Genomic DNA, 25,994 nt, shown 5'->3' with positions numbered 1-25,994 from the left:
TCAGGCGCTACCACGCGCCCCTGTTACATCCCCTTACATCACCGGCAACCGCAGCACCGACTCCGAAAGCCCAATGCTCCAGCGCGCCGGCTCGCTTCCGGCTGGCGTCGCGAAGTGATCCACGTCCGCGGCGCCGAGCACCAAGCGCACGCGGTGCCCCTGGGCGAAGCGATGCGCCACGGGTAGCAGGCGAACGTGATGCGTCGCACGCTGCATGGGAGCGAGCGCGAGGGCGTCCCGCGAAAGGAACGTCGCGCTGCCATCGGCGTTCGTGCGATGCAGCGTGCGGAGCTCCCCCTCGCTGATGCCGCGACCGCGCCCACGACCGTCCACGTCCTCCAGGTACACGACGACCGCCGTGTCCGGCCGGCTCGACGCCAGCGACAGCGCCAGCAGCGGGCTGCCGGCAATGGTGAGCGCGCGCTCGAGCGGCGCGCTGTCGTACACCAGGTAGCCGTCCGGTGATCGTCCCGCGCCGTCGGCGTTCAAGAACGGACACAAGAGCGTGCGCCAGCGGCTGCGCTTGCCGGCGCCCACGTCCAGGCGCATCTCGCTCACGTCGAAGCCGCCGCGCACGCCTTGTCGCCGGAGCTCACGCCCCGGCGAAAGATGCAGGCTCGTCTCGCGCATGCCCGGTGGCGGCCACGTCTCCGCCGCGCGCCAGCGTCCCTCGCCCATCGAGTAGTAGCGAACCCGCGGCAGCTCCGCCGCCACGCGGCCGGGCGCCTCCAGGTACTGATCGAAGAAGCGCAAGAGCTCCGCCGCGTGATCGAAGGCCGCCGGCCGCACCGGCGCATCCGGATCCTGGTCCAGCTGCCCGCCGTGCACCCAAGGTCCGATCAGGAGCCGGCTGTCCTTGCCCCGCGCCACGAGCGCCTGGTGTCGCTTCGCCGCGGCGCCGGCGTAGGCGCCGTCGTACCAGCCGCCGTAGCCGAGCACTGCCACGCTGCCGATGCGATCCACGTAGCTGTGGGGACTGAACAGATCCGAGGTCTGACCGGGGATGGGCGAATTCTTTGGCGAGTCGTCGCGGAACCTCGTTTCGACTGCACCGTCGTGGACGTTGTAGTTCTTCCCGTGACTGCCCAAGGCGGCGCGGAGCAGCGTCGAGGTCACGTCGTCGTCCACCGGCGCGACTCCCGCGAGGGCTCGCGTGAAAAACGCGGACAGCGCGTTCGCCGTGAGCGGCCGATCCAACGCCCGCGCGAGGGCGGGATCGAGCGCGCCGTGGAGTCGCAACAGATACACGAGCGCCACCATTTCCCCCGGCGCGTTGCGATCCAGCGCGGCGTTGGCGCTCTCCCAGGCTTCCGTGAAGTACGCGTTGTGTAGCCCGCCGGGAAACGCGACGTCCGTGTACACGTCGAACAGCGAGAACCGCGGCGCGATGGCGCGCACCGCCGGGTGCCCCGTGATGGCCAAGAACTCCGCCGTAGTGCCGTCGTAGGACACGCCCGTGGAGCCGACCCGGCCGTTGGACCACGGCTGCCGGGTGATCCACTCGACGATCTCCGCGCCGTCCGCCACCTCCCCGTCGAGCCACCACGGGCAGGGCCGCTCGCCGAAGGAGGCGCCCGAGCCGCGCGCGTCGACGTCCACCCAGGCATAGCCGCGGGAGGTCATCAGCGCGCGCATAGGCGCGTTCATCGGATCGAGGGTGTCCGCGCGGAGCACGCGGCGCAGCGCGGGGTGCACCTGGAAGCGGCGGAAGTAGCGCGTCTGTCGCAGTATGGTCGGCACCCGCTCGCTGCCGAGGCCGTTCGGCACGCACACGTCGACGGCGATCTTGGTTCCGTCTCGCATCACGAGATAGCGGCTCGTTCGCCGATAGTCGCGGGCGCGGCGCGGGCGGCGGCGCAGGTAGTCGCCGTGGCTGGGGTCCGCGTCGCGGGAGCGCTTCACGCAGCGCTCCTTACATCGGCGGCGCTCCGCGACCAAGCGTCAGCGCGGCGACAGTCCGCGGATCTGCAGCGACAGCGCGTCGCGAAGGCCCGGCTCGAGCGCCGCTTCCAGGGTCGCGAAGCCCGACAGCCAGGTCATCAATGCGCCGAAGTAGAGCGAGAAGATGTTTCCCGCTGCGACCATCGGAGGCACCTCGGCGTCCACCTCGCCCCGCGTCTGGGCGCTCTGCACCAGCATCGACACCTGATGCAGGAACGAGAGCGTCAAGCCGTTCACCGAATCCGCGTTGGGCCCTTGCGCTCCGGGCAGGTGCTTGACGAACGCCGCCGACAGCTCCGGCTGCTCGCCATACATGCGAAACAAGCCGCCGAAGACGTGCATCAGCTGATCCAAGAGCGCCGCTTGCCGTGGCAGCGTCGCCATCTGGGCATCCACCGTGCTGCGCAGCCGCTCGCCAAACACGAGGAACAACAGATCGCGCTTGTCCTTCGCGTACAGGAAGAGCGTGCCGGACGCGATCTTGGCCCGCCTAGCGACGGCCTTGGTGGTGGTGGCGTCGAAGCCGTGCTTCACGAACAGCTCGAAGGCCGCTTTGCGAATGCGTTCGCGCTTGTCGAGCTTGTTCTGGGCCCGGCGGCTCGGGGAGGCTTTTCTGACTGTACTCACCTATTCGGAACCATTGGTCTTTTGGACTTCTGCGTCAAGTTTGTGCTGTTAGGCCCCTTGCTTCCGCGGCGGACCAACATAAATATGACCATGGTCATTAATTGGAGGCGACCATGCAGCACACCTTGCGAGCGCTACGGGACGAGTATTTTCGCAGCAACGGCTTCGGGGAAGATGGCGGCTACTCCGCCGCGTGGGTCGACTTCAAGCTCGGCCCCATCCCCTTCCCCTTTCCCAACTCGCCGGCGCGCCGCAAGGCGGTGCCGTACCACGACCTGCACCACTTGCTCACGGGCTACGGCACGGACTTCCTGAGCGAGCTCGAGATCTCCGCGTGGGAGATCGGCGCGGGCTGCAAGAACGTGTGGATCGCGTGGCACCTGAACCTGTCCGGCATGGCCACCGGTGCGGCGTTGATCCCACGCCGAGTCTTTCGTGCGTTCGTGCGCGGGCGGCGCAGCGAAACGCTGTACGGTCGCGACCTCGAGGCGCTGCTATCGATGACGCCGCAACAGCTGACGCAAGCAGCGGAGCCTCCACGGGCGCGCGTATCGGACGTGCTGCTCTTCGCCCTGAGCCTGAGCGCGGGCGGCGTGCTCGCGCTCTTGACCCTGGCGCTGCTGCTGCCGATCGCACCCCCGGCGGCGGTGGTGTTGAACCTCCGCCGCCGCGCTGCTCTCGCTCAGTAGCAGACGCCGATTTCGCCGGGATTCGCGGCGCTGCAGGTGGTGCCGCTGGTGCAGTCGGCGGTCACGTTGTAGCGGCAGGGCTTGGCGCACTCTTGTCCGGAGCCCAGGTCCTGACAGATCCCGCGCCAGGCCTGGCCGTCGCTGCCGCAGGGCTCGCCGCCGGCCGCAGTCACGGAGCAGGGCGCGCCGAGCGCTGCCGGATCGCCAGCTTCCGCGAAGCATATGCTGTTGATGGCGCAGTTCTGTCCGCTGGGACAGCCCGGGAACGACGACCAGAAGCTGCACGTCTTGCGACAAATGCTGGCGCCTTGGTCGGTGGCGCAAATGAGCCCGGTGGCGCAGCCCGTGTTGACCGGCTTCGATGTGCAGCTCTGCCCCTCCTGCGCGCTACCGCTGGCCCAACAGAAACCGCTGGTCGCGTCGAAGGTAGACTTGCAGGTCGCGCCGCCGGCGCAGGCCGCGCCGCCCGGGATGCACTCCGGATAGCAAGCGCCCACGGTGACGTTGTCCGCCTGGATCACGCAGGTCTTTCCCGTCGGGCAAACCAGCGTGTCGGAACATTGCGGCGAGCTGCACTGCAGCGTCGCGGGATCGCACACCATCACCGACGGGCTGCCGCAGTCGAGGGGCTCGTCGCAGGTCTGACCACCGCCGGTTCCACCGGTCGCGCCAAAGCCACCGGTGGCGCCGGTGCCGCCGGTCGCGCCGAAGCCACCCGTCGCACCGAAGCCGCCCGTCGCGCCCGTGCCGCCGGTCGCGCCGAAGCCGCCGGTTGCGCCCTGGCCGGCGACGTTGCCGAAGCCGCCTGTCGCTCCCTGACCGGCGGAATTGCCGAAGCCGCCGACCGCGCCCTGACCTCCGAAGTTGCCGGCGCCCCCGCCGCCGTCGGGATAACCACCGCCGCCTCCCCCAGAGGAGGAGCACGCGAGAAGAATGCTACCGAAAGCTACACCCAGGACGATCCGCCTGCTCATGTCGGCGTCCTACGGAAGCCCGCGGCCATTCTCCCCTACATGTGGCAGAGCAGCAGGGTTTGGTCAGCCGCCACCGCGGTACGTAGCCAGCGAAACGCGGCGAACACCGCGACATTGCTCGATTCCGCCTCCGCCGCGCTGGGCTCCCGCGGATACGCTTGCTGTAGAAGCCCAAGGACCTCCTGGCAGCGACCCGCATCGTACGTTGCACCCAGAACGAAATTGGAGCGCGGGATCCCGAGGGGCCAGAGGTTCGCGTCGGCGTAGGGGTACAGCACGTCGAACCCCTTCACCCGCTGTAGGTCCGCGAAGGTCACGTCCGGCGCACCCGTACGCGTGCCCAGCTCAAAGGCCAGCGCGATCACCGCGAGCGCGTAGTAGTCGCCATCGAGCTCGCGGCTGATGGCCCCCGCGAGGAGCTCGTCGAGCGCCTGCCGTGTCTGTGCCGCCCCCAAGAGGCGCGCCGAGTAGCTCACCGTTGGTGCCTGCATTCGCTCGACGAGGGCCGGGTCCCGCTGCGCGACGCGCTGCTCCAGGGTCTTCAGATCGACGGCCACCCCTTGGAAGTACTGCCCCATGCCGGCCTTTTACGCCGCCAAGGCACGAAGCTACCTCTCCCTTTCCATCTTGATGTTGGTGCGGCGCGATGCCCGTCGCTATGCTCGTGGACTTGCGCGATCTGCGACTGGGACTACTGCTCGTGGCGGCCGTCACGGCGGGGTGCGAAGAGAGCGCCGCCGCACCACGTCCCGTGGCGAGCGCGAAGCCCGTCGCGGCGCCCGTGGTCTCGGCAAAGCCCCCGGCGCCGCCGTGTCCGGCGGACATGGCCCACGTCGCGTCCTTCTGCATCGATCGCTACGAGGCGCACTTGACCCGCGTCGACGGCGCGGAGCATTCGCCCTACGAGCGCCCGAAGGCGGGGGAACGCTACGTCGCGGTGAGCCGCGCCGGCGTGGTGCCGCAGGGCTACGTCAGTCGTGAAGAAGCCGAGGCCGCCTGCGCGGGCGCCGGCAAGCGGCTGTGTCGCGCCGTCGAGTGGTACCGCGCCTGCTCCGGCGCGGGCGGCGACGCGTACCCCTACGGCCCGAAGCTCGAGAAGGGAAAGTGCAACGTGGGCAAGCCCCACCTGCTCACGAAGGTGTTCGGCCACGTCTTTTTCACCAAGCTCGCGCACTACAACAACCCTCGCGTCAATCAAGAGCCCGGCTTTCTGGCGAAGACCGGCGAGTACTCCGAGTGCGTCACGGACAGCGGCGTGTTCGACATGGTCGGCAATCTGCACGAGTGGGTGGCGGACGACGTGAGCGCCAAGCTGATCAAAGAGGTGCCCTTCGAGAAGGGCGACCAGTGGTTCGGCAAACGCGGCATGGGCGTGTTCATGGGCGGCTACTTCAGCTCCCACGCCGAGCACGGCCACGGCTGCCGCTACGCCACGGCCACCCACGCGCCGGAGTACCACGACTACTCGACGGGATTTCGCTGCTGCAAGTGAGTCAGCGATGGAACGCCATCGCGCCCGCGGCACCAAGCACCAGGATGCCGACCGACAACAGGACCCAGCTCCAGAACAGCACGCGACCGGGGGTCGCGACGGGCCTCCGGAGGAACAGCGCGACGGGCAGCCCGAGCATCGGGATCAACTGGGCGGACAGGAGCCCGAGAATGAAGGCGCGGGCGACGATGCCGCCCATGTCCATCACGGGCCAACGCGCGAAGTCGACCGCGCTGGCGGTGGCGACGACGACTCCGGCGGCACCGATCACGACGGCCGTCCACTTGAGAAGCCGGGGCGAAGCTCCGTCCAACACGGCTTGCATGACCTCCCAACCGATACCCCCGCGCCGCCATTCCCGTGGAAGGACTCGCGGGCGCGGGCGTATCACGCGAGAGAATGCGTCTCTCCACGATTGCGCTGGCGCTGAGTCTTTCCGCTTGTTCCTCCGCTCCGGCGCCAAGCGCGAAGAGCTCGCCCAGGCCACCGCGCTCGCCCAGCGTGGAGAGCTCGCCCAGCGTGGAGAGCTCGCCCAGCGAGACGGCCGCGTCCGTGGGCCCCACCTGCATGCTGTGGCGTCCGTGCAACTGCGCCTCCGGCTGCGTTCAGATCCGCGAAGCGCGCGCATCGCTTCGCGAAGGCGCGTTCGTGAAGATCGCTCGGGGCTCGCTGAAAGGCACCGATGCCCAGGTCCTCGCGGTCCAGAATACCCAGGGCGGCACGACGTTGGTGCTCACCAATGGGAGTGCCAACGGGCCGAGCGTCTGCCAACGCGAGCTGCGGAGCTCTGCATTGGGCTACGCCTGCGCAACGTCGAATTTCGACAAGCCCGTCGCGCCAGACGTGTGCGCGAACGGCTGCTGACACCGAGCGACGAGGTGGCGTCCCGCCGCTCGGCCGGCCGGCATGCAACGTAAATGGTCGCAGGAAGCCCCGGTTCGCCGGGCCGGCGCATCGGGTAGACTAGAGCGATGGCGCTGCCGCCCAAGAAAGAGGAGTCGCCAAAGGGAAAGCCGGGAACCGGCAGCGCCGAGCGACGACCACCGCCGCCGCGGTCGTCCCTCGGAAGCTCGCCGTCGACGGCAGGCAAGCGCCCGCCTCCCCCGAAGTCATCGCTGGGTATTGCTGGGGCGAGCGACGACAAATCGCGACCGTTGCCGAAGGCGTCGCTGTCGCACGGCTCGACGTCCACCGCGCGGGGCGGCTCGACGTCCACCGCGCGGAGCGGCTCGACGTCCACCGCGCGGGGCGGCTCGACGTCCACCGCGCGGGGCGGCTCGACGTCCACCGCGCGGGGCGGCGCGGGGGCCGACGCGCCGCAGCCGCGCGCGCTGGAGATGAACGAGGTGCGCGCGTTGGCGCGCGAAGCCGCGCGCGCCGCGACGCAGAGTGAAATCGAGAGCGTGCGCGAGCAGCTCGGCAAGATCGAGATCCAGCTCGACCGCGTCAGTGCGCGTCTCGCCGTCGTGGAGTCCGCGCCGGCACCCGCCGTCGCGCCCGCCCCCGCCGTCGCGCCCGCCGTCGCGCCCGCAACGACGCAGCGTGAAACCGACGAAGTGCGCGAGCACATCAGCAAGATCGAGATCCAGCTCGACCGCATCAGTGCGCGTCTCGCCGTCGTGGAGTCCGCGCCGGCCCCGCCGTCGCGCCCACCCCGCCGTCGCGCCCCACCCCGCCGTCGCGCCCACGCCCGCCGTCGCGCCCACCCCGCCGTCGCGCCCACCCCCGCCGTCGCGCCCCCCCCGCCGTCGCGCCCGCCCCGCCGTCGCGCCCGCACCCGCCGTCGCGCCCACGCCCGCCGTCGCGCCCGCCCCCACCGTCGCGCCCACGCCCGCCGTCGCGCCCACGCCCGCCGTCGCGCCCGCGCCCGCCCCGAAGCCTCTCGTCGCATCACCGCCCGCCTTGCCACAGACGCCTGCGGTATCCGCTCCGCGAGTGGATCTCGATCTCGACTTCGGCCCGGACAGCGATCTTCCCTTCGCGTCGGGCGCCAGCCGTCAACGTCGCCTGGCCATCATCGTCGTCGTGATACTGCTGTTGATCGTCGGCGGCGCCGCGGTCGGCGCGCTCACCAGCCAGTCGAACCTGAACCGTTGAGGTTCGAGGCATCGCGGAGGGATCCGGCAACGCCTTGTGATCCGCTGTCAAGGAGAAGCCTCTCACACAACGGCTCCCGTCGCCGATGACGAAGCCTGAGTCGCCTGACGCCGCTGATGGGAGCTAGGTCCGCTCCGCGGCTAGAACACCGACCAAGACACCGACGCCGAGCGTGATCTGGTGCGAAGGAGAGGACTCGAGCCGGCGGGAGCGCGACGCCCAAACAACGCACCGCCCATATGAAGGCCGCCCCTCGCATGAGGCCGCCCCGCGCCTCGCATGAAGCCGCCCATATGAAGGCCGCCCCGCGCCTCGCATGAGGCCGCCCATATGAAGGCCGCCCCGCGCCTCGCATGAGGCCTGAGTCCGGCGTTCCCAGGAAGCTCCGCGCGTTGAACAACTCCGCCGAGCGTGATCTGGTGCGAAGGAGAGGACTCGAGCCGGCGGGAGCGCGCCGCCAAACAACGCACCGCACATATGAAGGCCGCCCCGCGCCTCGCATGAGGCCTGAGTCCGGCGTTCCCAGGAAGCTCCGCGCGTTGAACACCGACGGGGCGTGCGATCTAGTGCGAAGGAGAGGACTTGAACCTCCACGGTATTGCTACCACTGGAACCTGAATCCAGCGCGTCTGCCAGTTCCGCCACCTTCGCAAGGTGCCAACCCGAAGCAGAGCCCCGGGCCAGGGCGTGCGGATCTAGCTCACCCTGGCGGCCCTCGGCAAGCGAAAGGCGACGGCGGACGGGCCGGCTTTCCGCGAGGTTCCGCGCTGCACCAACAAAAATGCCCTGCTGGAAGTCGGTGGACGATGGCGATGTCTGGTTCGGCTGGGACGAAGGGGGCGCCCTCGGCGCGCGCGGCTGGCGGCCGACCGGCTCATGCTGCGGCGGGGTGATCGACGACGTCTCCGCGGCCGGGGACGAAGTCCGGAGCGATGGAGCCACCGGAGTCCCGCCATCGCTTCATGAGCCAGCTCTCACCTTCGACCACGGGCGGCGGAGCTTGCGCGTTCGTCCGGACTGGCTTGGTCCACCCGTCAAAGGCGTGCGCGCTGGAGAACTCGTCGACCCAGTCGTCAGCAACGTTCTCGACGAGCTCGTGGTGGCGGGCGTTGTTGAGCACGTACGCCAACAACGTTCGGACCTGCCGGGTCGTCGTGAGGACGCGATTGAAGTATCGCCCGGCGAACACGCTACCGCGGCTGCCCATGATCGCGTTCAAGCCCTTTGCAATGCGAATGCTGATGCCCTGGGCGGCGCGAGCGAGGGTGGAGGCGCTCTTGGCCTCCACCACCAAGTGCACATGATTCCCCATCACGGAAAAGTGCAGCAACCGAAACCCTTTCCGCTCCTGCCACGCTCGAAACGCCTTCTCGATCACGCGGAAGGAACGTTGCGAACGGAGTGATATCACCCGAGGGCGCACCCGCATCGCGATGTGGACGACCCGGCCCCGGTTCGTGTGCGCACGGGTGCGATGCGGAACTGGGGGCTTGTCCGACCGCGGGCGACCTGCGCCCTTTCTTCTGCCGCCCCAAGAGCGGAAGCGCTTCTTCATCTTGAATAGGGCAGATATAGTATGCGGGCGGGGCGAACGTCAAGGGGCGTCGGGGGCCGTCGCGGCCGTTGGCGTCCGTGACGCGGCCAGAGACGCCGGCCGTTGGCGTCCGTGACGCGGCCGTTGGCGTCCGTGACGCGACCAGAGACGCCGGCCGTTGGCGTCCGTGACGCGGCCGTTGGCGTCCGTGACGCGGCCGTTGGCGTCCGTGACGCGGCCAGGGGCGACCGTGACGCGATACTCTGCGCCGGGGTCAGTCGCGGAGGGGGCGGCCGTCGGCGTCCGTGACCCGGCCAGGGGCGACCGTGACGCGATGCTCTGCGCCGGGGTCAGTCGCGCAGGGGGCGGCCGTCGGCGTCCGTGACCCGGCCGACGAGCATGAGGACGCCGTCGATGGTGGGCCAGATGGCGCCGATCCCGCACGTCACCCAGGTGACGATGATCTGCGCGACGGCGATACCGACATGGCCGGTGTAGAAACGTCCGGCTCCGAACGCGCCCAGGAAGAACTGCAACGCGAAGCCGATGATCTTCTGCTTGTCCGAGAACGGCACGCCCGTCACGGGGTCGATACCGTAGGGCGCGCCGGGTTGGGGGCCATTGGCCACGCCATAGGCAGGCGAACCGAACGGAGCACCATAGGCGGGTGGATGATAGGCCGGCGGACCGCCGGGAGCGCCAAAGCCACCCGGACTGCCGGGACTGCCCGGACTGCCGGGAGCGCCCGGACTGCCGGGAGCGCCCGCGCCTCCACCCCACCCTTGTGGCGAGCCGGGGGGCGCGTAGCCAGGAGGTTGAAAGCCTGAACCGGGGGGATATCCGCCTGCCATCGCACGCCTCGCGAGCATCGGCATCATAGACCCGGTGTTGGGCCTCGGCCAGGCGATTGTCGGCACCAGGAGCAGAGAGTCGCCTTTCGTCTCCTTCGCCCCCGCGCCATGACGGGCGTCTGGTCGGTGAAGCGGCCAACGGGCTGCCGAGACGCGCCGGGAGTGCGCTCCGTATGTGCGAGCATCGTGAGGCGACGAAGCCGCCGCAGGGCGCCGAAACGCGCACGGCGTGCGCTCCGTATGTGCGAGCATCGTGAGGCGACGAAGCCGCCGCAGGGCGCCGAAACGCGCCAGGATGCGCTCCGTATGCGTGAGCATCGTGAGGCGACGAAGCCGCCGAAGGGCTGCCGAAACGCACATGGAGTGCGCTACGTATGCGGGAGCATCATGAGTCAGCACTACTACGACGCCCACGACCTGCCCCGCTTTGCCGAAATCGGCGACAACGCCCCGGAGCTGGCGAAGAAGTTCTTCGCTTGGTACGGCGCGGTGTTCGCGGAAGGCGCCCTGACCTCCCGGGAAAAAGCGCTGATCGCGCTCGCGGTGGCGCACGCGGTGCAGTGCCCCTACTGCATCGACGCCTATACTCGGGACGCGTTGGAGAAGGGCTCGGACATGGACCAGATGACGGAGGCGGTGCATGTCGCAGCCGCAATCCGCGGTGGAGCTTCCCTGGTGCACGGGCTTCAGATGAAGAATCAGGCCGACAAGCTCGGGATGTGATGAAGACCTCTACCGCAACCCCGTTGCCCACCCTCGCCTCTCGCGGGGAGCCCCTGGCGTCTGCCCGAGAGCAGCTGGGCACCCTGCACCGCTTGCCCCTCGCCACGGGGTTCGAGACCGAGCTCGAAGGGGCGAAGCTCTGGCCCCTGCGCCCCACACGCCTCGAGATCCTGCAGCTCAATGTGGGCAAGCTCTGCAACCAGACCTGCCGCCACTGCCATGTGGATGCGGGACCGGACCGGCGCGAGGTGATGAGCCGGGAGACGATGGAGCTCTGTCTCTCGGCGCTCGAGCGCGCCGACATCCCCACCGTGGACATTACCGGTGGCGCGCCGGAGCTGAATCCGAACTTTCGCTGGCTGGTGGAGCAGTGTCGAGCGCGCGATCGCCACGTGATCGACCGCTGCAATCTGACCGTCTTGGAGACCGGCGCCCATCGAGACTTACCGGAGTTCTTGGCGGACAACCGCGTGGAGCTGGTGTGCAGTCTGCCGCACTACCGAAAGCTCGGAACCGATCGGCAGCGCGGCAGCGGCGTGTACGACAAGTCCATCAGCGCGCTTCGGCGCCTGAACGCGCTCGGCTACGGCGACGGCAAGTCCGGCCTTCGCCTGGTGCTGGTGACGAACCCCGTGGGCGCACTCTTGCCGCAGTGCCAGGCTTCCCTCGAAGCGGAATGGAAGCGCGAGCTCGAGCGACAGCACGGCGTGCAGTTCGACGCGCTGTACGGCCTCACCAACATGCCCATCAGTCGATTTCTGGAGTGGCTCCGAGACTCTGGGAATCTCGAGGAGTACATGGCGCGATTGGCCGCTGCCTTCAATCCGGCGGCGGCGGCGGGCGTGATGTGCCGCAACACGCTGAGCGTGGGCTGGGACGGCACGCTGTTCGACTGCGACTTCAACCAGATGCTCGAGCTCCCCGTGGCAGAAGCAACGTCGCGTCACATTCGCAATTTCGATCCCGAGCGGCTCCGAGAGCGCGACATCGTCGTGGATCGGCACTGTTTCGGCTGTACTGCGGGAGCCGGGTCGAGCTGCGGCGGTAGCCTCGCCTGACGCGTATCAGCGCGCCCTGGCTCTGACCTTTCACGTGCGCCAAGGGCGAGCTACACGTTTCACAAGCGCCGCGCGCGAAGTACCTCAAACGCCGGGACTGACCTCTTCCCATCCACGCTTCAGAGCGCCACCTCGGCCCCGCGCGCGGCGCAACCTCTTCTTCGTGTCCCGAATCCGATACCAAGAAGAGGTTGCTGATCGCGCCCCCGGACACGTCTTGGGCGGACGCTGGATCCGAGCAAGCAAAGGTCGGAGCGCGGAAGCCGAATCGGCTGCGGGCGGAAGAGCGAGGCGACGGTTCTGGTGTGTTTGATCGGCAAGGACGGCTGCCGGCGCTGCGGCTGCCAACGCCAGATCATGGGTCTGGAGCCGGATCCTCACGTTGGGCCCATGGATCCGTTTCGAACCCATTGAGGTATCGCGGTATGGTTTCGGACCGTTCCCATGGTTCGATCCCCCGGCGACGTCATCGGCAATCGCTACCGGCTCCTGACCCGAGTCGGCTCCGGGGCCTATGGCGTGGTGTACCGGGCTCGCGACCTCGAGACCCGCGGCGAGGTGGCGGTCAAGGTGTTGCGCAAGGAGGCGGCCCGGGACGAAGAGCTGTCGCGGCGCTTCGAGCGAGAAGCCTTGGCCATGGCTCGTCTGCGCGGCACCGCCGCGGTCTACGTCCACGCGCTGGTGCGTGATCCGAACGGCGAGGTGAGCATCGTGATGGAGATGCTCCAGGGTCAGAACCTGGAGAGCTTCCTGCACGAAGCCGAGAGCCGTGGCGGACGGCTGAAGAAGGACAAGACGCTCGAAATCCTGCGGCCCATCGCTCGCACCCTGAGCCAAGCGCACGAAAAGGGCATCCTTCACCGCGACCTGAAGCCGAGCAACATCTTCATCGTGGACGCCGCGGCGGGAGGTGGCGTGCGGCTGATGGACTTCGGGCTCGCCAAAGTGCTCGGCGAGGTGAGCCTGACGGCCGAAGGCATGGTCGCCGGCACCCCGAGCTACATCGCACCAGAAGCGTGGCGCGGCGACCCGCACGCGCTCGATCACCGTATCGACGTGTACTCCTTGGCCGTGCTCGTATTTCGCTGCCTCTCCGGGCAGGTCCCCCACCCCACGCCGAGCTTGCTGGAGCTGTGTCAGTGGGCGCAAAACGGCGAGCGACCGAGCCTCAAGGCGCTGCGCAAGAGCCTGCCCGCGGCGATCGATTCCTGGGTGGACAAGGCGTTGGCCGCAGATCCGCAGGATCGGTTTCAGAGCGTGGCCGCAATGTGGGCCGCCCTGGAGACATTGCTCGCGCCGCCTCCGACGGCGCCCTACTGACGGGTATCGCGCCGCACCAACATCATCCTGAAACCACGAGCACCACGCCCGTGGCCATCAGCAGCACGGCGGCGACCTGGGGGATGCGGACCTGCTCGTGAAACACGAGGCGCCCCGTGATGAGAGACGCCGTCATGCCGGTGGCGCGCTTGACGGCTTCGAACAAGCTCACGAGCACCCAGCCGAGAGCCAGCAACTGGGTTCCGAGGGCCAAGGTCGCGAACAGCACGGCCCCCGCGAAGACCCGCGGAGCCCGCGCCACTTCGCGGACGCGACCCGCGCGACCTCGGAGCAGCATGATGACGAACATCCCGCTGGCAACCGCGGCGTTGATGACGAGGCCGTGCACGCTGGCGGAAGCGTGCGTCATGCTCAGCTTGTCCACCGCCGGCAGCAGCGACCAAAGCAGCGCCACGCAGGCCATGTACACGCCCCCCCGATCGGCGGCGAAGGCGCCAAGCAGCCGCCACGGTCGCCGCAGCTCGTCCGGGCCGGCGTTCAAGAGCAGCGCGCCGACCACCACGATGACGATGCCGCCGGTCTGGGTGTGGCTGGGAACCTCCGACAGCAGCGGCCAGGCGGCCAGGGCGCTCGCCGCCGGGGTGAGGGAAAGGAGCGGGATGGTGCGGCTCAAGGGCGAGAGGCGCACGCTCTCGAGGTAGAGCAGGTTCGCCACGATGCTGAGCACCGCAGCTGACGACGCGGGCAGCGCGTACTCCGGTGTCAGGCGCGCGCCGGGGTCGAGCGCCACCCACAGCCCGAACAGCGGAACCTCGGCCAGCGACAGCAGCACGACCAGCGCGCTGGTGTCGATGTGACGGACGCACAGCTTGCGATAGACGTCGAACCCCGCCCAGCTCAGGGCCGAGGCGAAGGCAACGAACAGAGCCATCGGCAGGGATGGCTCCTAACACGTCGCGTCTACGCGAGCTTTGCCAAAAGCTGGCGAGTGCCGAGCACGTTCTTCTCTTCCCGCTGCACTCCCTTGAAGTGCTCGCAGTTCGAGCAATTGGCGATCTTGCTCGCGAAGGAGCCTTGCACCGCGCCGCCACACAGGGTGCCGGCCAGCACCCAGCAGGCTCGCCCGCCGTTCTTTCCACCATTGGCGCCATTCAGCCGTGTGTCGGTGGCCGCGGGGCACACCCCGAGGGCGGCAACCTTGGCGCCACCCGGCTGCCGCCCGCAGTTCTTCACTTCCCAGCAGTTCTTGTTCGCCATCGCGATCCCTCCGACCAAGGAAGAACGGCTCGGCGACGGATCACTGTAGGTGTTTCTCGAGGAACAGCACGGTGAGGCGGTAGAAGAGGTCGCGATTTTCCTGCTTGCGGAAGCCGTGCCCCTCGTTCTTCGCCAGCATGTACCAAACATCGTGGCCGTTCTTGCGCACGGCGCGGGCGATCTGCTCGGTCTCCCCCACCGGAACTCGAGGGTCGTTGGCCCCGTGCGCCACGAACAGCGCGCTCTCGATCTTGTCGGCGTTCTCGGTAGGAGAAATTCGCGTGAGCAGCTTTCGCATGTCGGCCTTACGCTCGTCGCCGTATTCCGCCCGGCGCAAGTCTCGACGATAGGCTTGCGTGTTCTCCAGGAACGTGACGAAGTTACTGATCCCCACGATGTCGACGCCCGCGCGCAGGCGCTTGCCGAAGTGCACCAGGGACGCGAGCACCATGTAGCCACCGTAGGAGCCGCCCAGCACCGCTGTCCGCTTCGCGTCGAGCTCCGGCTGCGTCTTCACCCAGTCCAGCAGCGCGCCGATGTCCTTCACCGAGTCTTCGCGCTTGGCGCCGTTGTCGAGCAACAGATACGCCTTGCCGTAACCATCAGAGCCCCGCACGTTCGGCACCAGCACGGAAAAGCCGCTCTCCAGCACCAGGTACTGGAGCAAGGGCGAGAAGCTCGGCCGCGCTTGGGACTCCGGCCCCCCGTGGATCCAGACCACCACGGGGCGCGGGCCCTTCTTTGGTGAGCGATAGTAGAACGCCGGGATCGTGCGGCCGTCGAAGGTCGGATAGTGCACGAGCTCCGGCTCCACGAAGCGACGCGGGTCGAGACCGCCGACCTCGCTCTCCGTCCAGCGAGTGAGCTTCTTGTCGCGCAGGTCGTACCCGTAGGCGTCTCCGCTGGTCGTCGCCCCCACCAGGGTGAAGCCGAGCACCGGCGCCGCCTTGGCGAAGCGAAGCCCCTTCACGATGCCCTTGGGGATCCCCGGAGCTGCGCTCTGTCGACCCGTGGCGGTGTCCAGCAGGCGGAGCACACCATAGCCGTCCTCGTTGGTCACGAAGGCCAGGGTCTTGCCGTCCGGTGACAGCGCCAGCTCCTCCACGTTCCAAGGGATCGAACGGGAGAGCGGCTCGAGATCCGGTTTGCCCAGCTGCGCCGCGTACAGCTCCACGTGATCCGTGTCGCGATCGGTGGCGAGCCACACGCGCTGGCCGTCCGGCGCCAGCACGGCGGCGCGGTAGCTGGCCACGGGCTCCGCCGGCGTGACCTGCGTTACGGCCTTCGTCTTCACGTCCACGAGATACAGCCGCGATTCGTTGATCGACACGTACTGCCCGACCAACAGCTTGTCGTCGTTCTTGGACCAGTCGATCGGATACCAGTGTCCCTCGCGCTCGAGCAGCGACCGGCCGGGGCTCTTTCCGTCCCCCAGAAAGAGATCCATGTCCTTCCCGTTGCGCGCGTTGCTGGTGTACGCGATGAGCTTGCCCGAGTGCGACCAGAGATACTCGCCGTGGCGATTCTTTCCGTCGGACAGCAGCGTGGTCTCGCCGGTCCCGAGCTCCAGGCGGAAGATCTGATAGCGCTCGTTGCCGCCGCTGTCGCTCATGTACACCACCGCGTCGCCCCCCGGCGCAATGGACGCGGTGCTCACGGGCTCGTCCCGAAAAGTGAGCTGCTTGCGCTCTCCCATCGGCATGGAGACCCAATGCAGCTGCTCCGTGTCGGCGAAACGAGTGGTGATGAGGGCTCGCTTGCCGTCGTCCGAAAGCCATTGGAAGGACGCCGCGCGTGCGTTCACGTACTGCGACAATCGCTCGCCGAGCCGTGGCGGGATCTCCGGCGTGCCCTCCAGCACCACGTTGCCGGTCGACGGCGCGGGAGGCTCCGGCGGACGCTCCGCCATGTCGGCGAGGGGCGCCCGCGCCGGCGCGGGCATTGGAGAGTTGTCGATCAGCGGGCCCCCGCAAGCCGCGAGGGTCACGAGCAGCAGGTAGCGTCGCATGCGTCAGAGGATGCTCAGGCGGCGGCGCAGCGCAAAGGCCGCATCGCTCACCCAAAAGCGCATCAGATCGGAGACCAGCTCCATGCCCTGAGCCAGCGCCGCGCCTTTGAGCCCGGCCAGGTCCCCTTCGGTGCGGCGCAGCAGGGTGACGCAGGCTGGGAGATCGTCGGCGACGGTGACGGCCGCCCGAGCCGCCGTACGGCGGATCTTCTCGCACCAGTCCGTGTAGTCCACGGGGGCTGAGCCGAGGAACAAGGCCGCGGATTCCTCCGTGGCGCGGCGACCCCGGCGCGAGAGGGCCTTCTGCACCCGGCGGGCGTGGCCCTGCAGGAATTCTTCGTCCGTGATGCCGATGCCGAAGGTGGGATCCGCCAAGCGCGCGGCCGCTACCAGCAAGAGCTCCACCTCGCGTGGAGAAAGCTTGTTCACGGCGTGGAGCCCGCGGGCAATGTTGGCGAGGGGTCGAGCCAGGCAGAAGACCTGCTCGGTCTCGCCGAAGCCCGTGACGTGGGCCGGAACCAGCACCGCGGGGGGATCGCTGAGCTCCACCTCCAGACTGCCGGCGTGCGCGCGGTGGATGTACAGGTCGTACTCCTCGACGCCGAACAGCTGAGCGACGCGATCCGCGAGCATGCGCAGTGGATGGCCGGAACGCGAGGTGATGCGATCGCGACTGGCGAGCCCGTAGCGTTCGAGCTCCGGCGGGTGCACCTTGGCGAGCCCCTCGGAGACCGCCGCGAGCAAGTCTCCCGCGGCGTCCGGCGCGCCTCGGGCGTCGATCCCACGGAACGCCACGTCGTCGAAAGCCCCCGGCATGGTGCTCGAGAAGCGGGACGGTCGCGCCGCGACCGTCGCGCGCTCCAGATCGTTGGCCGCGCCCAGGGCGACCAGCGGCGCCATGGCGAGCACGGCCTCCTCCTGCCGCTGCATGCCCTGGAAGCTGGCCACGAGGTCGCGCCAAGTTTGCACGCGGGTGACGTCCACCTCGAGCAGCTTCTTCAGCTCCGCCGCCGCTTGTGGATGGTGCCCAGCCGCCTTCAACCGGGTGGCAAGCTCTACGCGGATCTCCACGTGGTTCGGGTCCACGGCGATGCCCCGCTGCAGCGCCGCCAGGGAGCGCTCCGTCATGCCCATCTCGTCGCCGAGCACCCGGCCCACCTCGAGATAGATGGCGGCGCGCTTGTCCGGCGACACGCTGGCACGCTCCAGATAGCCGGAGAGGGCGTTGACGTAGTTGCTCCAGGGCGGGTCTTCCCCGAGCAGCTTCAGCTCGACCAGCATCTCCTTGAACGACGCCGCCGCGCTGCCCTCCGTCCCCGCCATGGCCACGGCCTGCTCGTAGGCGTGGGCCGCGGCATCGTACTCCTTGCGATCCTTTTCGAGCTCCGCGAGACGCGTCAGCGCTTCCGCGCGCTCGCCGTCGTCCGTGGCAACGGTGACCAACCGCGACGCCGTGGAAGCCGCCGCGTCCATCTTACCGCGGCGCACCTGGATCTTGATCAGCCTCTCCAACGCCGCCTTGTTGCGGTCGTCGAGGGCCAACACCTTCTCGAGGTTACTGAGAGCGCGGTCCTCGTCCCCCAGCCGCTCATGCAGGACCTCGGCCAGTGCGAGGTGAGCGCGGATCTGAATGGGCGGCGACGGCGATTCCGCCAGCACGCGGGTGAGCCGGTCGACGGCTTCCGCCCACTGCTGGTCGCGCATGTAGAGATCGGCCAGCGCTAGCAGTGTGTCCACGTGGCCCGGCAGCTCGTCCGTCACCCGGTGCAGCGCGGCAAGGGCCGCCGGCACGTCGTGCTTTTGGTCGGCCAAGAGCCGCGACACCGCGATCCACAGCTGAGCCATGCGCTCGCTCTGGCTCGCCCACTGAGCGGCCTGACACAAGATGTCGAACAGGCGATCGATCTGCCCCATGGCGATCAGCAGCCGCTCGAGCTCCTTCGCCGCGTGCTCGTGATCGGGGTTCAGCTCCAGTGCGCGCTCCAGAGCGCGGAGCGCGCCTTCTGCATCGCCCAGGCCCGCCTTCACCTCGGCGCCGATGACGAGCAGTCGCGCGGCCTGTTCCCGATCGTCGAGCACCTTGGCGGCGGTCTCCGCGGTGGACGCCAGCAAATCGGGGTCGCGACTCTTCTTGGCCAAGCGCACCAGACCATAGGCCGCCGCGAGATTTTCGGGATCTCGCCCCAACGCCGCGCGGTAGGTGTCGAGGGCCGACGGATCTTCGAGCGCTTCCAGCGTCTCCGCCAGGCGCGTCTGGTGTGCTGCCGCCAGCGAAGGCACCGCGCTGGTCGCTCCCAGCTTCGCGTCGACATGCGTGAGCAGCTGCGCGTCCCCCATGCCGAGCGCCAGCCGCTCCAGCGCAGCCAGCGCCGAAGGATCCGACGGCGACATCTGCAGGATCGCGATGTGCGTCGCGCGCTGCTGGTCCTCCGCGCCGATACCGCGGACCTCCTGCAAGCGCGCCAGCTCTCGGAGCGCCGCCACCCGCGCTCCGGTATCCGAAAATACCCGGCTCTCCGTGGCGTACACCTGTGCCAGCTGCTCCCAGGCGCTGTCCGCCACGTACAGCGGCTCGAGGGCCAAGAGCGCACCCACGTGCGACGGATCCCGTTCCAGCACGGCCTCGAAACACTCGATCGCCTTCTTGGGATCCGAGAGCTCGTCTCGGTGGATTTCTCCTTGTCGGTACGTCGCGGCCACGGCAAGCAGCGGGTCGTTCGCCGTCGCAGCCTCCCGCGAAAGCTCCTCCGCGAGGCGCTTGTAGTCCTTCTCCAGCGACAGGAGCCGGGCTCGGCCGTCCAGCGCCGGCCGGAACGTGCCGTCCGCCGCCAAGGCTTGCTCGTAGGCCGCGAGCGCCTTGTCCGGTTGGTTCAGGCGATTCTCGTACACCTCGCCGAGGCGAGCCGCCGTACGTGCTCGCACCGCGTCATCCTTGATGCTGGTGAGCTCCAGCTCGATGAGCTTCGCGAGCTCCGTCCAGTTACCGCGCTCCGACAGCTTGCGCTCGAGGGCCGAGATGCTCGGCGCGTGGAACGCGTCCATCTCGATGGCGCGTCGATAGAACTGGATGGCGTCGTCGTCCTTGCCGATCTGCTCTTCACTGATCTCGCCCATCTTGTAGAGCAGAGACGCGGATTCCGGTCCCTTCGGAGCCAGCGAAAGCTCGCTGCGGTAGACCTCGAGCAGGTCCTCCCAACGCCCGGCGCGGTAGTACGAAAGCCCCAGGCTCTTCAGCGCGGGGGCGAACGTGGGATCCTTCTTCACCACGCGTTGGTAGCGAGACAGGGCGGCATCGGTGTCATCCAGGTGGTCTTCCAGCACCTCGCCCGCGCGATGGAGCAGCGAGACGACGAGCTTGTCGTCCTTCACCTTGGCCGCTTCGAGCTCGAGCGCGTCGACCAGCTCCTGCCACTTCCCTGCCCGCTCCGCCGCGCGTTGCATGGCGTGGATGGCGCCCAAGTGCCCGTCGTCCACTTCCAGGATGCGACGGTAGGCCGTCAGCGCGTGCCCCGGTGCATCGAGAGCGTCCTCGTGCAGACGACCGATCTTGAACAGGAACGTGATCTTCGTCTCGGCGTCGGTCGCAGCGTGGACCGCGCGCTCGTACAGCTCCACAAGCTCGCGCCAGCGTTGCCCCTGGCGATACAGCCGCTCGAGCGCTTTGAACGACGGCGCGTACCCCGGGGACAGTCCCAACGCGCGAGCATGGTGCGCGACGGCTTGTTCGCGATCGCCGAGCTGTTCTTCGAACAGGATCGCGATCCGGCCGTGCGCAGCGGCGCGGCGCGGTCCGTCGGTGAGCGACGTCGCTTCCGCGAGATGCATCGCGATGAGCTCCTTCCACTCCTTCTTGCGAGTGTAGAGCTTGCCCAGCGCTTGCAGCGCCGGCAGGTACGTCGGGTCGTCCTCCAGCGTGCGGCGGTACCAGGCGACGGCGGACTTCTCGTCGGAGAGCTTGTCCTCACAAATGCTGCCGATGCGATGCAGGATGCCGACCCGCTCGCTGGGCGTGGTGACGCGCTCGCTCAACCGCTCCAGCACCCGGCACAGCGCTTCCCAGCGCTTGGCCTGCTCGTACAGGCGACACAGCTCTTCGAGGACCAGTTGCTCCGAGGGCGCGCTCTCGGCGGCCCGCTCCAGGGCGGCGAGGCCTTCGTCCAAGTTCCCCAGGCGATCCACCAGCACGCGCCCCATGCGGTAGCAGGCCATGGCGCGCACCATCGGATCTGCCGTCTGGTCCGCCTCGCGGCGCAGCACGTCGGCGAGATCGCGCCAGCGCTTGTGGCTCGTGTGCAGCCGCTTGAGCGCGAACAGGGCGCCGGGCGCACGCTCGTCGAAGGAGAGCGCACTCTGGAACAGCTCCGTCGCGGCTTGGCTGTCGGACTGCTTCACTTCCGCCAAGCGCGCCCGCTCGGCGACGAGGGCGGCACGCAGCCGCGGATCCGCGGCGGCGGCGTTGGCCGCCCGCTCGAAGGTGCGATCGAGGGCGTCCCAGGCTTCCCCCACCAAGTCCACGCGCTCGAGCGCCTTCAGATAGGTGAGGTTCGAGGGATCCAGCTCCACGGCGGCCGCGTAGGCCTCGTGGGCCTCGCGCCGCTGAGCCATCTGATCTTCGAGCACCCGCCCCTTTTCGTAGAAGAGCACGGCCTTGGCGGCGGGATCTCCGGTGTAGCGGGCTTCTGCGTCGAACAGCGAGAGCGCTGCGGGATAGGACTTCTTCGCCAGCAGCACCCGTCGCGTGCCCCGCAGCGTGGGTACGTGATCCGGGCACAGGCGGTACGCCTCTTGGTAGTGCTTCGCCGCACCGTCGAGATCACCGACGGGACTCTCGAGGAGCCGCGCGATCTCGTAGTTCAGGCGTCCTTGACGCAGCGAGTCCCGGTCGCTCTTGCCCAGCTCGGCCTGTAGTGCCTCGAGGGTGGTGCGCGCCGCCGCGACCCGCGGATCCGGTGGTGGCGGAACTCCGACCTTGGTCTTGTGGTGCTCGGCGTCCGGCGCTTCCCGGACCGGAGGCGCCTTCGACGCCTTGGGATCCGAGCGGCGGGGTGCCGGCGGCGGCAACGGCGCCGGCGGACCGCCGGGAACCGGCGGTGGCTTTGGCGCCTTCGAAGCGGTGCCGGCGCGATTGGGTGGCGGCGGCATGCTCGGCGGGCGGCGCGCCGGCGGTGGCGGCGGCGCAGCGGGTGCCGACGCGCGAGGCGGCGCCGGAGACCCCGCAATGGGGGTCTTCACGGGACCCCCGCGTCGCGGTGGCGGTGGAACCGATCGGCCGCTGCCCGCCGGTCGAGGCGGGCGCGGTGAAGGGTCGTCCTTGGGGCTCTTGGAGCGTTTCTCGTCGCTCATGACGTCAAGCGCCGATCGACACTACCATGCCGGCCCGAGCGCGTGCGGGTCTTCTCCCGCGGGCCCAAAATCCCGAGAAAAGTATTGGAACGACCATGAACGACGCGACCATCGCCCAGGCCGAACGCGGCAAATACTCCTGCAGCTGCAACGTGGAAGACGAGCTCCGACGCTTCGGCCGACCGATGCATCTCTCGGCCAAGCCCGCCGAGCCGATCCACGCGCCGACCGGTACCAGCAAGACGGCGCGCACCTGGGACACGGAAGCCGCGAAGCGGATGTTGATGAACAACCTCGACCCCGCCAACGCGGTCGATTGGGAAAGCCTGGTGGTGTACGGCGGCAGCGGCCGCGCCGCGCGCAACTGGCACGAGTACCGGAACATCCTCCGCGTGCTGGACGAGCTCGCCCCGGACGAAACCTTGTGCGTGCAGTCCGGCCGCGGCGTGTACGTAGCGCGCACACACGAGCACGCTCCGCGCGTGCTCCTCGCCAACGCCAACCTCGTGCCCCGCTGGGCAACCCAGCAGAAGTTCGACGAGCTCGACCGCATGGGCCTCACCATGTACGGGCAGATGACTGCGGGTTCTTGGATCTACATCGGCACTCAGGGGATCTTGCAGGGCACCTATCAGACTTGTCTGGCGGCAGCGGAGAAGCACTTCGGCGTTCCCAGCCTCAAGGGGAAGATCGTGCTCACCGCGGGGCTGGGCGGCATGAGCGGCGCGCAACCCCTGGCCGTCACCATGAACGAAGGCGTGGTGATCGACGTCGAAGTCCGCGCGGATCGCGTGCAGCGCAAGGTGGACGAGGGCTATTGCGACCGCATGACGAGCTCGCTCTCCGAAGCCCTGGCCTGGGCGGAGGAAGCCAAGAAGAACGGAGCTCCCCTCAGCATCGGCCTGGTGGGCAACGCCGCCGACGTGTACCCGGAGCTGGTCCGCCGCGGTGTGACGCCGGACATGGTGACGGATCAGACGCCCGCCCACGACCTCGGCGCCTACGTCCCCTCGGGCGACCCGGACGAGCTCGACGCCCTGCGCCGCGAGAACCTCGCCGAGTACCACCAACGCTCGCTCTCGAGCATCGCCGCGCACGTCACCGCCATCCTCGAAATGCAGAAGCGCGGGGCCGTGGCCTTCGACTACGGCAACAACCTTCGCGCCCAAGCCGAGCTCGCCGGAGTGCCGGTGCGCGACGAGAGCGGCGAGTACCTGTACCCGGGGTTCGTCCCGGCCTACATCCGGCCGCTGTTCGCCCGCGGCCTGGGACCGTTCCGCTGGGCCGCGCTCAGCGGCAACCCGGAGGACATCCACGCCCTCGATCGCGAGGCGCTCTCGCTGTTCCCAGAGGACGAAGGGCTGGCGCGATGGATCCGCATGGCCAGCGAAAAGGTTCCCTTTTTGGGGCTCCCCACCCGCATCTGCTGGCTGGGCTACGGGGATCGCGCTCGCTTCGGTGATGCCATGAATCGGCTGATCCGAAAGGGCACCGTGAGCGCGCCGGTGGTGATCGGTCGCGATCATCTCGACTGCGGCTCCGTCGCCTCCCCGGATCGCGAGACCGAAGCCATGAAGGACGGCTCCGACGCCATCGCGGACTGGCCGCTGCTGAACTTCGCTCTGAACATCGCCGCCGGTGCTTCCTGGGTCAGCTTCCACCACGGCGGCGGCGTGGGCATCGGCAACTCGCTCCACGCCGGCATGGTGGTCGTCGCCGATGGCACGGACGAGCGAGCACGACGCCTCGAGCGCGTCCTCACCGTCGACCCGGGCATCGGCGTCGCTCGCCACGCGCTCGCTGGCTACGACGAGGCCCTCGAGACCGCCGCACAGAAGCACGTGAAGATCCCGGGCCTATAGCCTGTTTCACGTTTGGTTTTCTGGTCCGCCGCGGAACCTCTCATCCCGGACTCGAAATTCCCGCTCCCGGCTGCACCGCGCAGCCGGGAGCGGACGACGGTCGTCAGTAGCTGCCGACGTTGACGACCTTCGGCGACTTGATGGTGGCGTGGCCCTCCGGCACCAGGATGGTCACGGGAGCAGGCATGCCCCCCGCACCGTCCTTCTTCGCGATCCAGATCTTGTAGCGGGGACCGCGAATGGCGCTGGGACCGAAGCCGCTGGTGGTGGCGGGCAGCTTGGCGATCCGGGTGATCTGAATCGGATCCGCGTAGAACTTGATGTTCTCGTAGTCCTTCTTCAGGCCGAAACGCTGCACCGTCCCGCGCAGGCTCTTGCCGTCCTCGTTCACCAACGAGCCGCCGGCGATGGAGACGAAGGCCTTTGCGCAATCATCGAGGTCCTTGCTGCTGCGGAGCGTCTTCACGTACTTGTTCAGCACGCTCAGCACGGGCCTCGGAGTGTCTTTCTTGTCGATGTCGTAGCGCGTGGATTGGGCCGATGCGGGCAGCGTCACGACCAACGCTGCCCCACAGACCAACTGCGCGAATGCTCGCCGGGTTACCATCGGTTCGGGTTGTTGTTGGCGCGGAGCTCGTAGTCGAACGCCTTGCCACCGGAAGCGTTGATCTTGACGGCGACGAACATGCCCTTCACGCCCTTGAGGCGGACCGACTTCGTGGTGCCCTTCTTGTCCTTGCCGCTGAAGGTGACCTCGTCGGCGTCCAGGCAGCGCCCGTTCTCGTCGAACTTCGCGATGGTCACGCGCGTGTTGGCCTTGCCACCCTCTTTGAGGATGGTCACCGCGATGCGGTCCGTATCGAACACCGGCGCCTTGGTGACGAACAGGCGCTCGGAGCCGAGGACCACCTTGCCGTCCAGCTTGCCGTTGAAGGTGAGCTCGCGCGGGCCGATCGTCGCCCAGCCGTTGCCGGCCATCTTGTTCCAGTACTTGACGGAGTCGCTGACGACCGCCTGGACCTTGCCCGCATCCTCCAGACACTTGGCGGGATCCTTGCGCTTGTTGCAATGGTACTGGATCAGCTTGTCGCCGTAGTTGCTGGCCAGATCCGAGAGCACTCGCGTACCCGAGATGCACCGAGACTGCGCCTCGGCCGGCGCGGACTGTGAGACCACCGCGCCCATCAGCGCGGCCGCGGGAACGACTTTCAAAAGTATGCTGTGCTTCATCATGACCTCTCCGTTGGGGCTCGTCTTCGAGCTACGGGACAAGGCATGAGCAAGCTCAGGGCCAGCGCTCCCCGAGCTGGAAACCGCCCATTTGCGGCAAGCCCCCGCGTCATCACGCAAGAACTTGCGCAGCAAGCGCTTGCGTATCAGCGCGGAGGAAGGCGGATCACGCGGCCGCCCTTCGGCGGAGGCTCCACCGGCGGTAGCCCCAGCACCAAGCGCTCGATGACCGGGAGCGCATGGACCACGGCGCCCTCCGCGTGCAGCTCTGAATAAGGCGCGTCGAACACCAGAATCAGCCGATAGATGTTGGCGAAGGCCCGCGACAGGTAGCCGAAGTCCTTGTGCTGGACCATCACCGCGCGGTCCGAATCGCGGCGCACGCACGCGATGGCGCGGGCCGTCGCCAGGTGCTGGCGCCAGGCCGCCCCACCCCGGCGGCTGGCTTGGCGAATGAGCTCCGCTTCTCGCGTCAGGAACTTCGCCACCGGCGGCTCCACCCCGCGCGCGTCGAGCCAGGTCAGCGCTTCGTCGGAGTCCCGCTCCAGCACCTCCGCCAGATCCACCCCGGCCTTCTCCGCCGCCGCCAGGGCATCCGCCGCACGCAGGGCCGACTCCACGTTCTCGTCTCCCCGGCGGATCTCGCTGGTCCCCCACACCACCGGCGACTGCGCGTCGATCACCACCGCGCGCACGGCGCCGGCCCGGTCCGCCAGCGCTGCCAGCTCGTCGTCCAAGCGCCGCGTGACGAGCTCACCGCTCGACGCGGAAAGGTCGCTGATCGCCTGCTCCGCCGAGGCCGAAAACGACCGCGCCAGCTGCGCCAATCGCTCTTGGGCGCGGGCGCGGTCCTCGGGGGGCGCCTCGAGCACGACCACCAAACGCGCTCCGCCGGTGATCTCGCAGTACATCGTCCGTTCGTCGCTCGGCGGCTGGCCGCCGATCTCGATGCGCGCGTCCACAGCGGACAGCTCGCGCTGCACCAGCCCGAGCAGACGTAGAAGCTGCGGATCGCTCACGGGCCACA

At 68.5% G+C, this 25,994-nt stretch carries 22 protein-coding genes and 1 tRNA gene; 8 read left to right on the top strand and 15 right to left on the bottom strand.

Going from position 1 to position 25,994, the window contains the following annotated elements; translation table 11 throughout:
- Positions 1 to 33: 33 nt before the first annotated feature.
- Both H6717_09925 and H6717_09920 read right to left on the bottom strand, forming a co-directional pair.
- Positions 34 to 1,902 carry a CocE/NonD family hydrolase gene (locus H6717_09925; GenBank protein ID MCB9577329.1) on the bottom strand — a complete coding sequence of 623 codons (1,869 nt, stop codon included), beginning with the start codon at positions 1,900 to 1,902 and terminating at the stop codon, positions 34 to 36.
- Positions 1,903 to 1,941: 39 nt separating this feature from the next.
- Complete coding sequence (locus tag H6717_09920; protein ID MCB9577328.1) at positions 1,942 to 2,568, bottom strand: TetR/AcrR family transcriptional regulator; 627 nt, start codon at positions 2,566 to 2,568, stop codon at positions 1,942 to 1,944.
- A 113-nt stretch (positions 2,569 to 2,681) separates the two neighbouring features.
- On the opposite strand from H6717_09920, the gene H6717_09915 reads away from it, so the two are divergent.
- Positions 2,682 to 3,257 carry a hypothetical protein gene (locus tag H6717_09915; GenBank protein MCB9577327.1) on the top strand — a complete coding sequence of 192 codons (576 nt, stop codon included), beginning with the start codon at positions 2,682 to 2,684 and terminating at the stop codon, positions 3,255 to 3,257.
- Here the strand turns inward: H6717_09915 and H6717_09910 are convergent.
- Positions 3,251 to 4,231, bottom strand: a complete 981-nt coding sequence (locus tag H6717_09910; protein ID MCB9577326.1) for a hypothetical protein — start codon at positions 4,229 to 4,231, stop codon at positions 3,251 to 3,253. The genes H6717_09915 and H6717_09910 overlap by 7 nt on opposite strands.
- Positions 4,232 to 4,266: 35 nt before the next feature.
- A complete protein-coding gene (locus H6717_09905) occupies positions 4,267 to 4,809 on the bottom strand; it encodes a hypothetical protein (GenBank protein ID MCB9577325.1) in 543 nt (180 codons plus the stop codon).
- 92 nt (positions 4,810 to 4,901) lie between these two features.
- Between H6717_09905 and H6717_09900 the strand changes: the two genes are divergently transcribed.
- On the top strand, positions 4,902 to 5,723 hold the full coding sequence (locus tag H6717_09900) for an SUMF1/EgtB/PvdO family nonheme iron enzyme (GenBank protein ID MCB9577324.1): 822 nt from the start codon (positions 4,902 to 4,904) through the stop codon (positions 5,721 to 5,723).
- 1 nt (position 5,724) lies between these two features.
- Here the strand turns inward: H6717_09900 and H6717_09895 are convergent, their stop codons facing one another.
- Positions 5,725 to 6,048, bottom strand: a complete 324-nt coding sequence (locus H6717_09895) for a hypothetical protein (protein MCB9577323.1) — start codon at positions 6,046 to 6,048, stop codon at positions 5,725 to 5,727.
- Positions 6,049 to 6,122: 74 nt separating this feature from the next.
- Between H6717_09895 and H6717_09890 the strand changes: the two genes are divergently transcribed.
- Together H6717_09890 and H6717_09885 are read left to right on the top strand one after the other, a co-directional pair.
- Positions 6,123 to 6,587 (top strand): hypothetical protein, encoded by a 465-nt coding sequence (locus tag H6717_09890; protein ID MCB9577322.1) that lies wholly within the window; start codon positions 6,123 to 6,125, stop codon positions 6,585 to 6,587.
- Between the two features lie 1,071 nt (positions 6,588 to 7,658).
- The gene (locus H6717_09885) at positions 7,659 to 7,820 is read left to right on the top strand and encodes a hypothetical protein (GenBank protein MCB9577321.1); all 162 of its coding nucleotides are present in this window, start codon (positions 7,659 to 7,661) and stop codon (positions 7,818 to 7,820) included.
- A 567-nt stretch (positions 7,821 to 8,387) separates the two neighbouring features.
- Here H6717_09885 and H6717_09880 read toward each other — a convergent pair.
- From H6717_09880 to H6717_09870, 3 genes are all read right to left on the bottom strand, one after another.
- A tRNA-Leu gene (locus H6717_09880) sits at positions 8,388 to 8,471 on the bottom strand.
- Between the two features lie 223 nt (positions 8,472 to 8,694).
- Positions 8,695 to 9,231 (bottom strand): transposase, encoded by a 537-nt coding sequence (locus tag H6717_09875; GenBank protein ID MCB9577320.1) that lies wholly within the window; start codon positions 9,229 to 9,231, stop codon positions 8,695 to 8,697.
- A gap of 473 nt (positions 9,232 to 9,704) precedes the next feature.
- Positions 9,705 to 10,232, bottom strand: a complete 528-nt coding sequence (locus H6717_09870) for a TM2 domain-containing protein (protein MCB9577319.1) — start codon at positions 10,230 to 10,232, stop codon at positions 9,705 to 9,707.
- Between the two features lie 360 nt (positions 10,233 to 10,592).
- On the opposite strand from H6717_09870, the gene H6717_09865 reads away from it, so the two are divergent.
- The 3 genes from H6717_09865 (at position 10,593) to H6717_09855 (ending at position 13,306) form a co-directional block, all read left to right on the top strand.
- Positions 10,593 to 10,928, top strand: coding sequence for a carboxymuconolactone decarboxylase family protein (locus H6717_09865; GenBank protein MCB9577318.1), 336 nt, complete (start codon positions 10,593 to 10,595; stop codon positions 10,926 to 10,928).
- A 23-nt stretch (positions 10,929 to 10,951) separates the two neighbouring features.
- On the top strand, positions 10,952 to 11,986 hold the full coding sequence (gene arsS, locus H6717_09860) for an arsenosugar biosynthesis radical SAM protein ArsS (protein MCB9577317.1): 1,035 nt from the start codon (positions 10,952 to 10,954) through the stop codon (positions 11,984 to 11,986).
- A gap of 444 nt (positions 11,987 to 12,430) precedes the next feature.
- Entirely contained in the window at positions 12,431 to 13,306 is an 876-nt protein-coding gene (locus tag H6717_09855; protein ID MCB9577316.1) for a serine/threonine protein kinase, read from the top strand.
- A 22-nt stretch (positions 13,307 to 13,328) separates the two neighbouring features.
- Here H6717_09855 and H6717_09850 read toward each other — a convergent pair whose 3' ends face one another.
- Genes H6717_09850 through H6717_09835 form a run of 4 tightly spaced genes read right to left on the bottom strand, consistent with a single transcriptional unit; the run spans position 13,329 to position 21,875 of the window.
- Positions 13,329 to 14,198 (bottom strand): DMT family transporter, encoded by an 870-nt coding sequence (locus tag H6717_09850; GenBank protein ID MCB9577315.1) that lies wholly within the window; start codon positions 14,196 to 14,198, stop codon positions 13,329 to 13,331.
- A gap of 29 nt (positions 14,199 to 14,227) precedes the next feature.
- Complete coding sequence (locus H6717_09845; protein ID MCB9577314.1) at positions 14,228 to 14,524, bottom strand: hypothetical protein; 297 nt, start codon at positions 14,522 to 14,524, stop codon at positions 14,228 to 14,230.
- 40 nt (positions 14,525 to 14,564) lie between these two features.
- Positions 14,565 to 16,532 carry a S9 family peptidase gene (locus H6717_09840; protein MCB9577313.1) on the bottom strand — a complete coding sequence of 656 codons (1,968 nt, stop codon included), beginning with the start codon at positions 16,530 to 16,532 and terminating at the stop codon, positions 14,565 to 14,567.
- Positions 16,533 to 16,535: 3 nt separating this feature from the next.
- The gene (locus H6717_09835) at positions 16,536 to 21,875 is read right to left on the bottom strand and encodes a tetratricopeptide repeat protein (GenBank protein ID MCB9577312.1); all 5,340 of its coding nucleotides are present in this window, start codon (positions 21,873 to 21,875) and stop codon (positions 16,536 to 16,538) included.
- 185 nt (positions 21,876 to 22,060) lie between these two features.
- Between H6717_09835 and hutU the strand changes: the two genes are divergently transcribed.
- A complete protein-coding gene (gene hutU / locus H6717_09830; GenBank protein MCB9577311.1) occupies positions 22,061 to 23,737 on the top strand; it encodes a urocanate hydratase in 1,677 nt (558 codons plus the stop codon).
- A gap of 103 nt (positions 23,738 to 23,840) precedes the next feature.
- Here hutU and H6717_09825 read toward each other — a convergent pair whose 3' ends face one another.
- From H6717_09825 to H6717_09815, 3 genes are all read right to left on the bottom strand, one after another.
- Positions 23,841 to 24,293 carry a hypothetical protein gene (locus H6717_09825; protein MCB9577310.1) on the bottom strand — a complete coding sequence of 151 codons (453 nt, stop codon included), beginning with the start codon at positions 24,291 to 24,293 and terminating at the stop codon, positions 23,841 to 23,843.
- Positions 24,294 to 24,337: 44 nt separating this feature from the next.
- Positions 24,338 to 24,967 (bottom strand): hypothetical protein, encoded by a 630-nt coding sequence (locus H6717_09820; protein ID MCB9577309.1) that lies wholly within the window; start codon positions 24,965 to 24,967, stop codon positions 24,338 to 24,340.
- A gap of 146 nt (positions 24,968 to 25,113) precedes the next feature.
- Positions 25,114 to 25,986 (bottom strand): hypothetical protein, encoded by an 873-nt coding sequence (locus tag H6717_09815; protein MCB9577308.1) that lies wholly within the window; start codon positions 25,984 to 25,986, stop codon positions 25,114 to 25,116.
- Between the last annotated feature and the right edge of the window lie 8 nt (positions 25,987 to 25,994).

Source organism: Polyangiaceae bacterium, assembly GCA_020633235.1.
GTDB lineage: Bacteria > Myxococcota_A > Polyangia > Polyangiales > Polyangiaceae > JACKEA01.
Note: the sequence above shows the minus strand (reverse complement) of the source record. Positions and strands in the feature narration are given on the sequence as shown.

Coding starts and splice junctions, on each gene's coding strand:
- H6717_09915 (MCB9577327.1), top strand. CDS start 2,682: ATGCAGCACACCTTGCGAGCGCTACGGGACGAGTATTTTCGCAGCAAC.
- H6717_09910 (MCB9577326.1), bottom strand. CDS start 4,231: ATGAGCAGGCGGATCGTCCTGGGTGTAGCTTTCGGTAGCATTCTTCTC.
- H6717_09905 (MCB9577325.1), bottom strand. CDS start 4,809: ATGGGGCAGTACTTCCAAGGGGTGGCCGTCGATCTGAAGACCCTGGAG.
- H6717_09895 (MCB9577323.1), bottom strand. CDS start 6,048: ATGCAAGCCGTGTTGGACGGAGCTTCGCCCCGGCTTCTCAAGTGGACG.
- H6717_09890 (MCB9577322.1), top strand. CDS start 6,123: ATGCGTCTCTCCACGATTGCGCTGGCGCTGAGTCTTTCCGCTTGTTCC.
- H6717_09870 (MCB9577319.1), bottom strand. CDS start 10,232: ATGATGCCGATGCTCGCGAGGCGTGCGATGGCAGGCGGATATCCCCCC.
- H6717_09865 (MCB9577318.1), top strand. CDS start 10,593: ATGAGTCAGCACTACTACGACGCCCACGACCTGCCCCGCTTTGCCGAA.
- H6717_09855 (MCB9577316.1), top strand. CDS start 12,431: ATGGTTCGATCCCCCGGCGACGTCATCGGCAATCGCTACCGGCTCCTG.
- H6717_09850 (MCB9577315.1), bottom strand. CDS start 14,198: ATGGCTCTGTTCGTTGCCTTCGCCTCGGCCCTGAGCTGGGCGGGGTTC.
- H6717_09845 (MCB9577314.1), bottom strand. CDS start 14,524: ATGGCGAACAAGAACTGCTGGGAAGTGAAGAACTGCGGGCGGCAGCCG.
- H6717_09840 (MCB9577313.1), bottom strand. CDS start 16,532: ATGCGACGCTACCTGCTGCTCGTGACCCTCGCGGCTTGCGGGGGCCCG.
- H6717_09835 (MCB9577312.1), bottom strand. CDS start 21,875: ATGAGCGACGAGAAACGCTCCAAGAGCCCCAAGGACGACCCTTCACCG.
- hutU (MCB9577311.1), top strand. CDS start 22,061: ATGCATCTCTCGGCCAAGCCCGCCGAGCCGATCCACGCGCCGACCGGT.
- H6717_09820 (MCB9577309.1), bottom strand. CDS start 24,967: ATGAAGCACAGCATACTTTTGAAAGTCGTTCCCGCGGCCGCGCTGATG.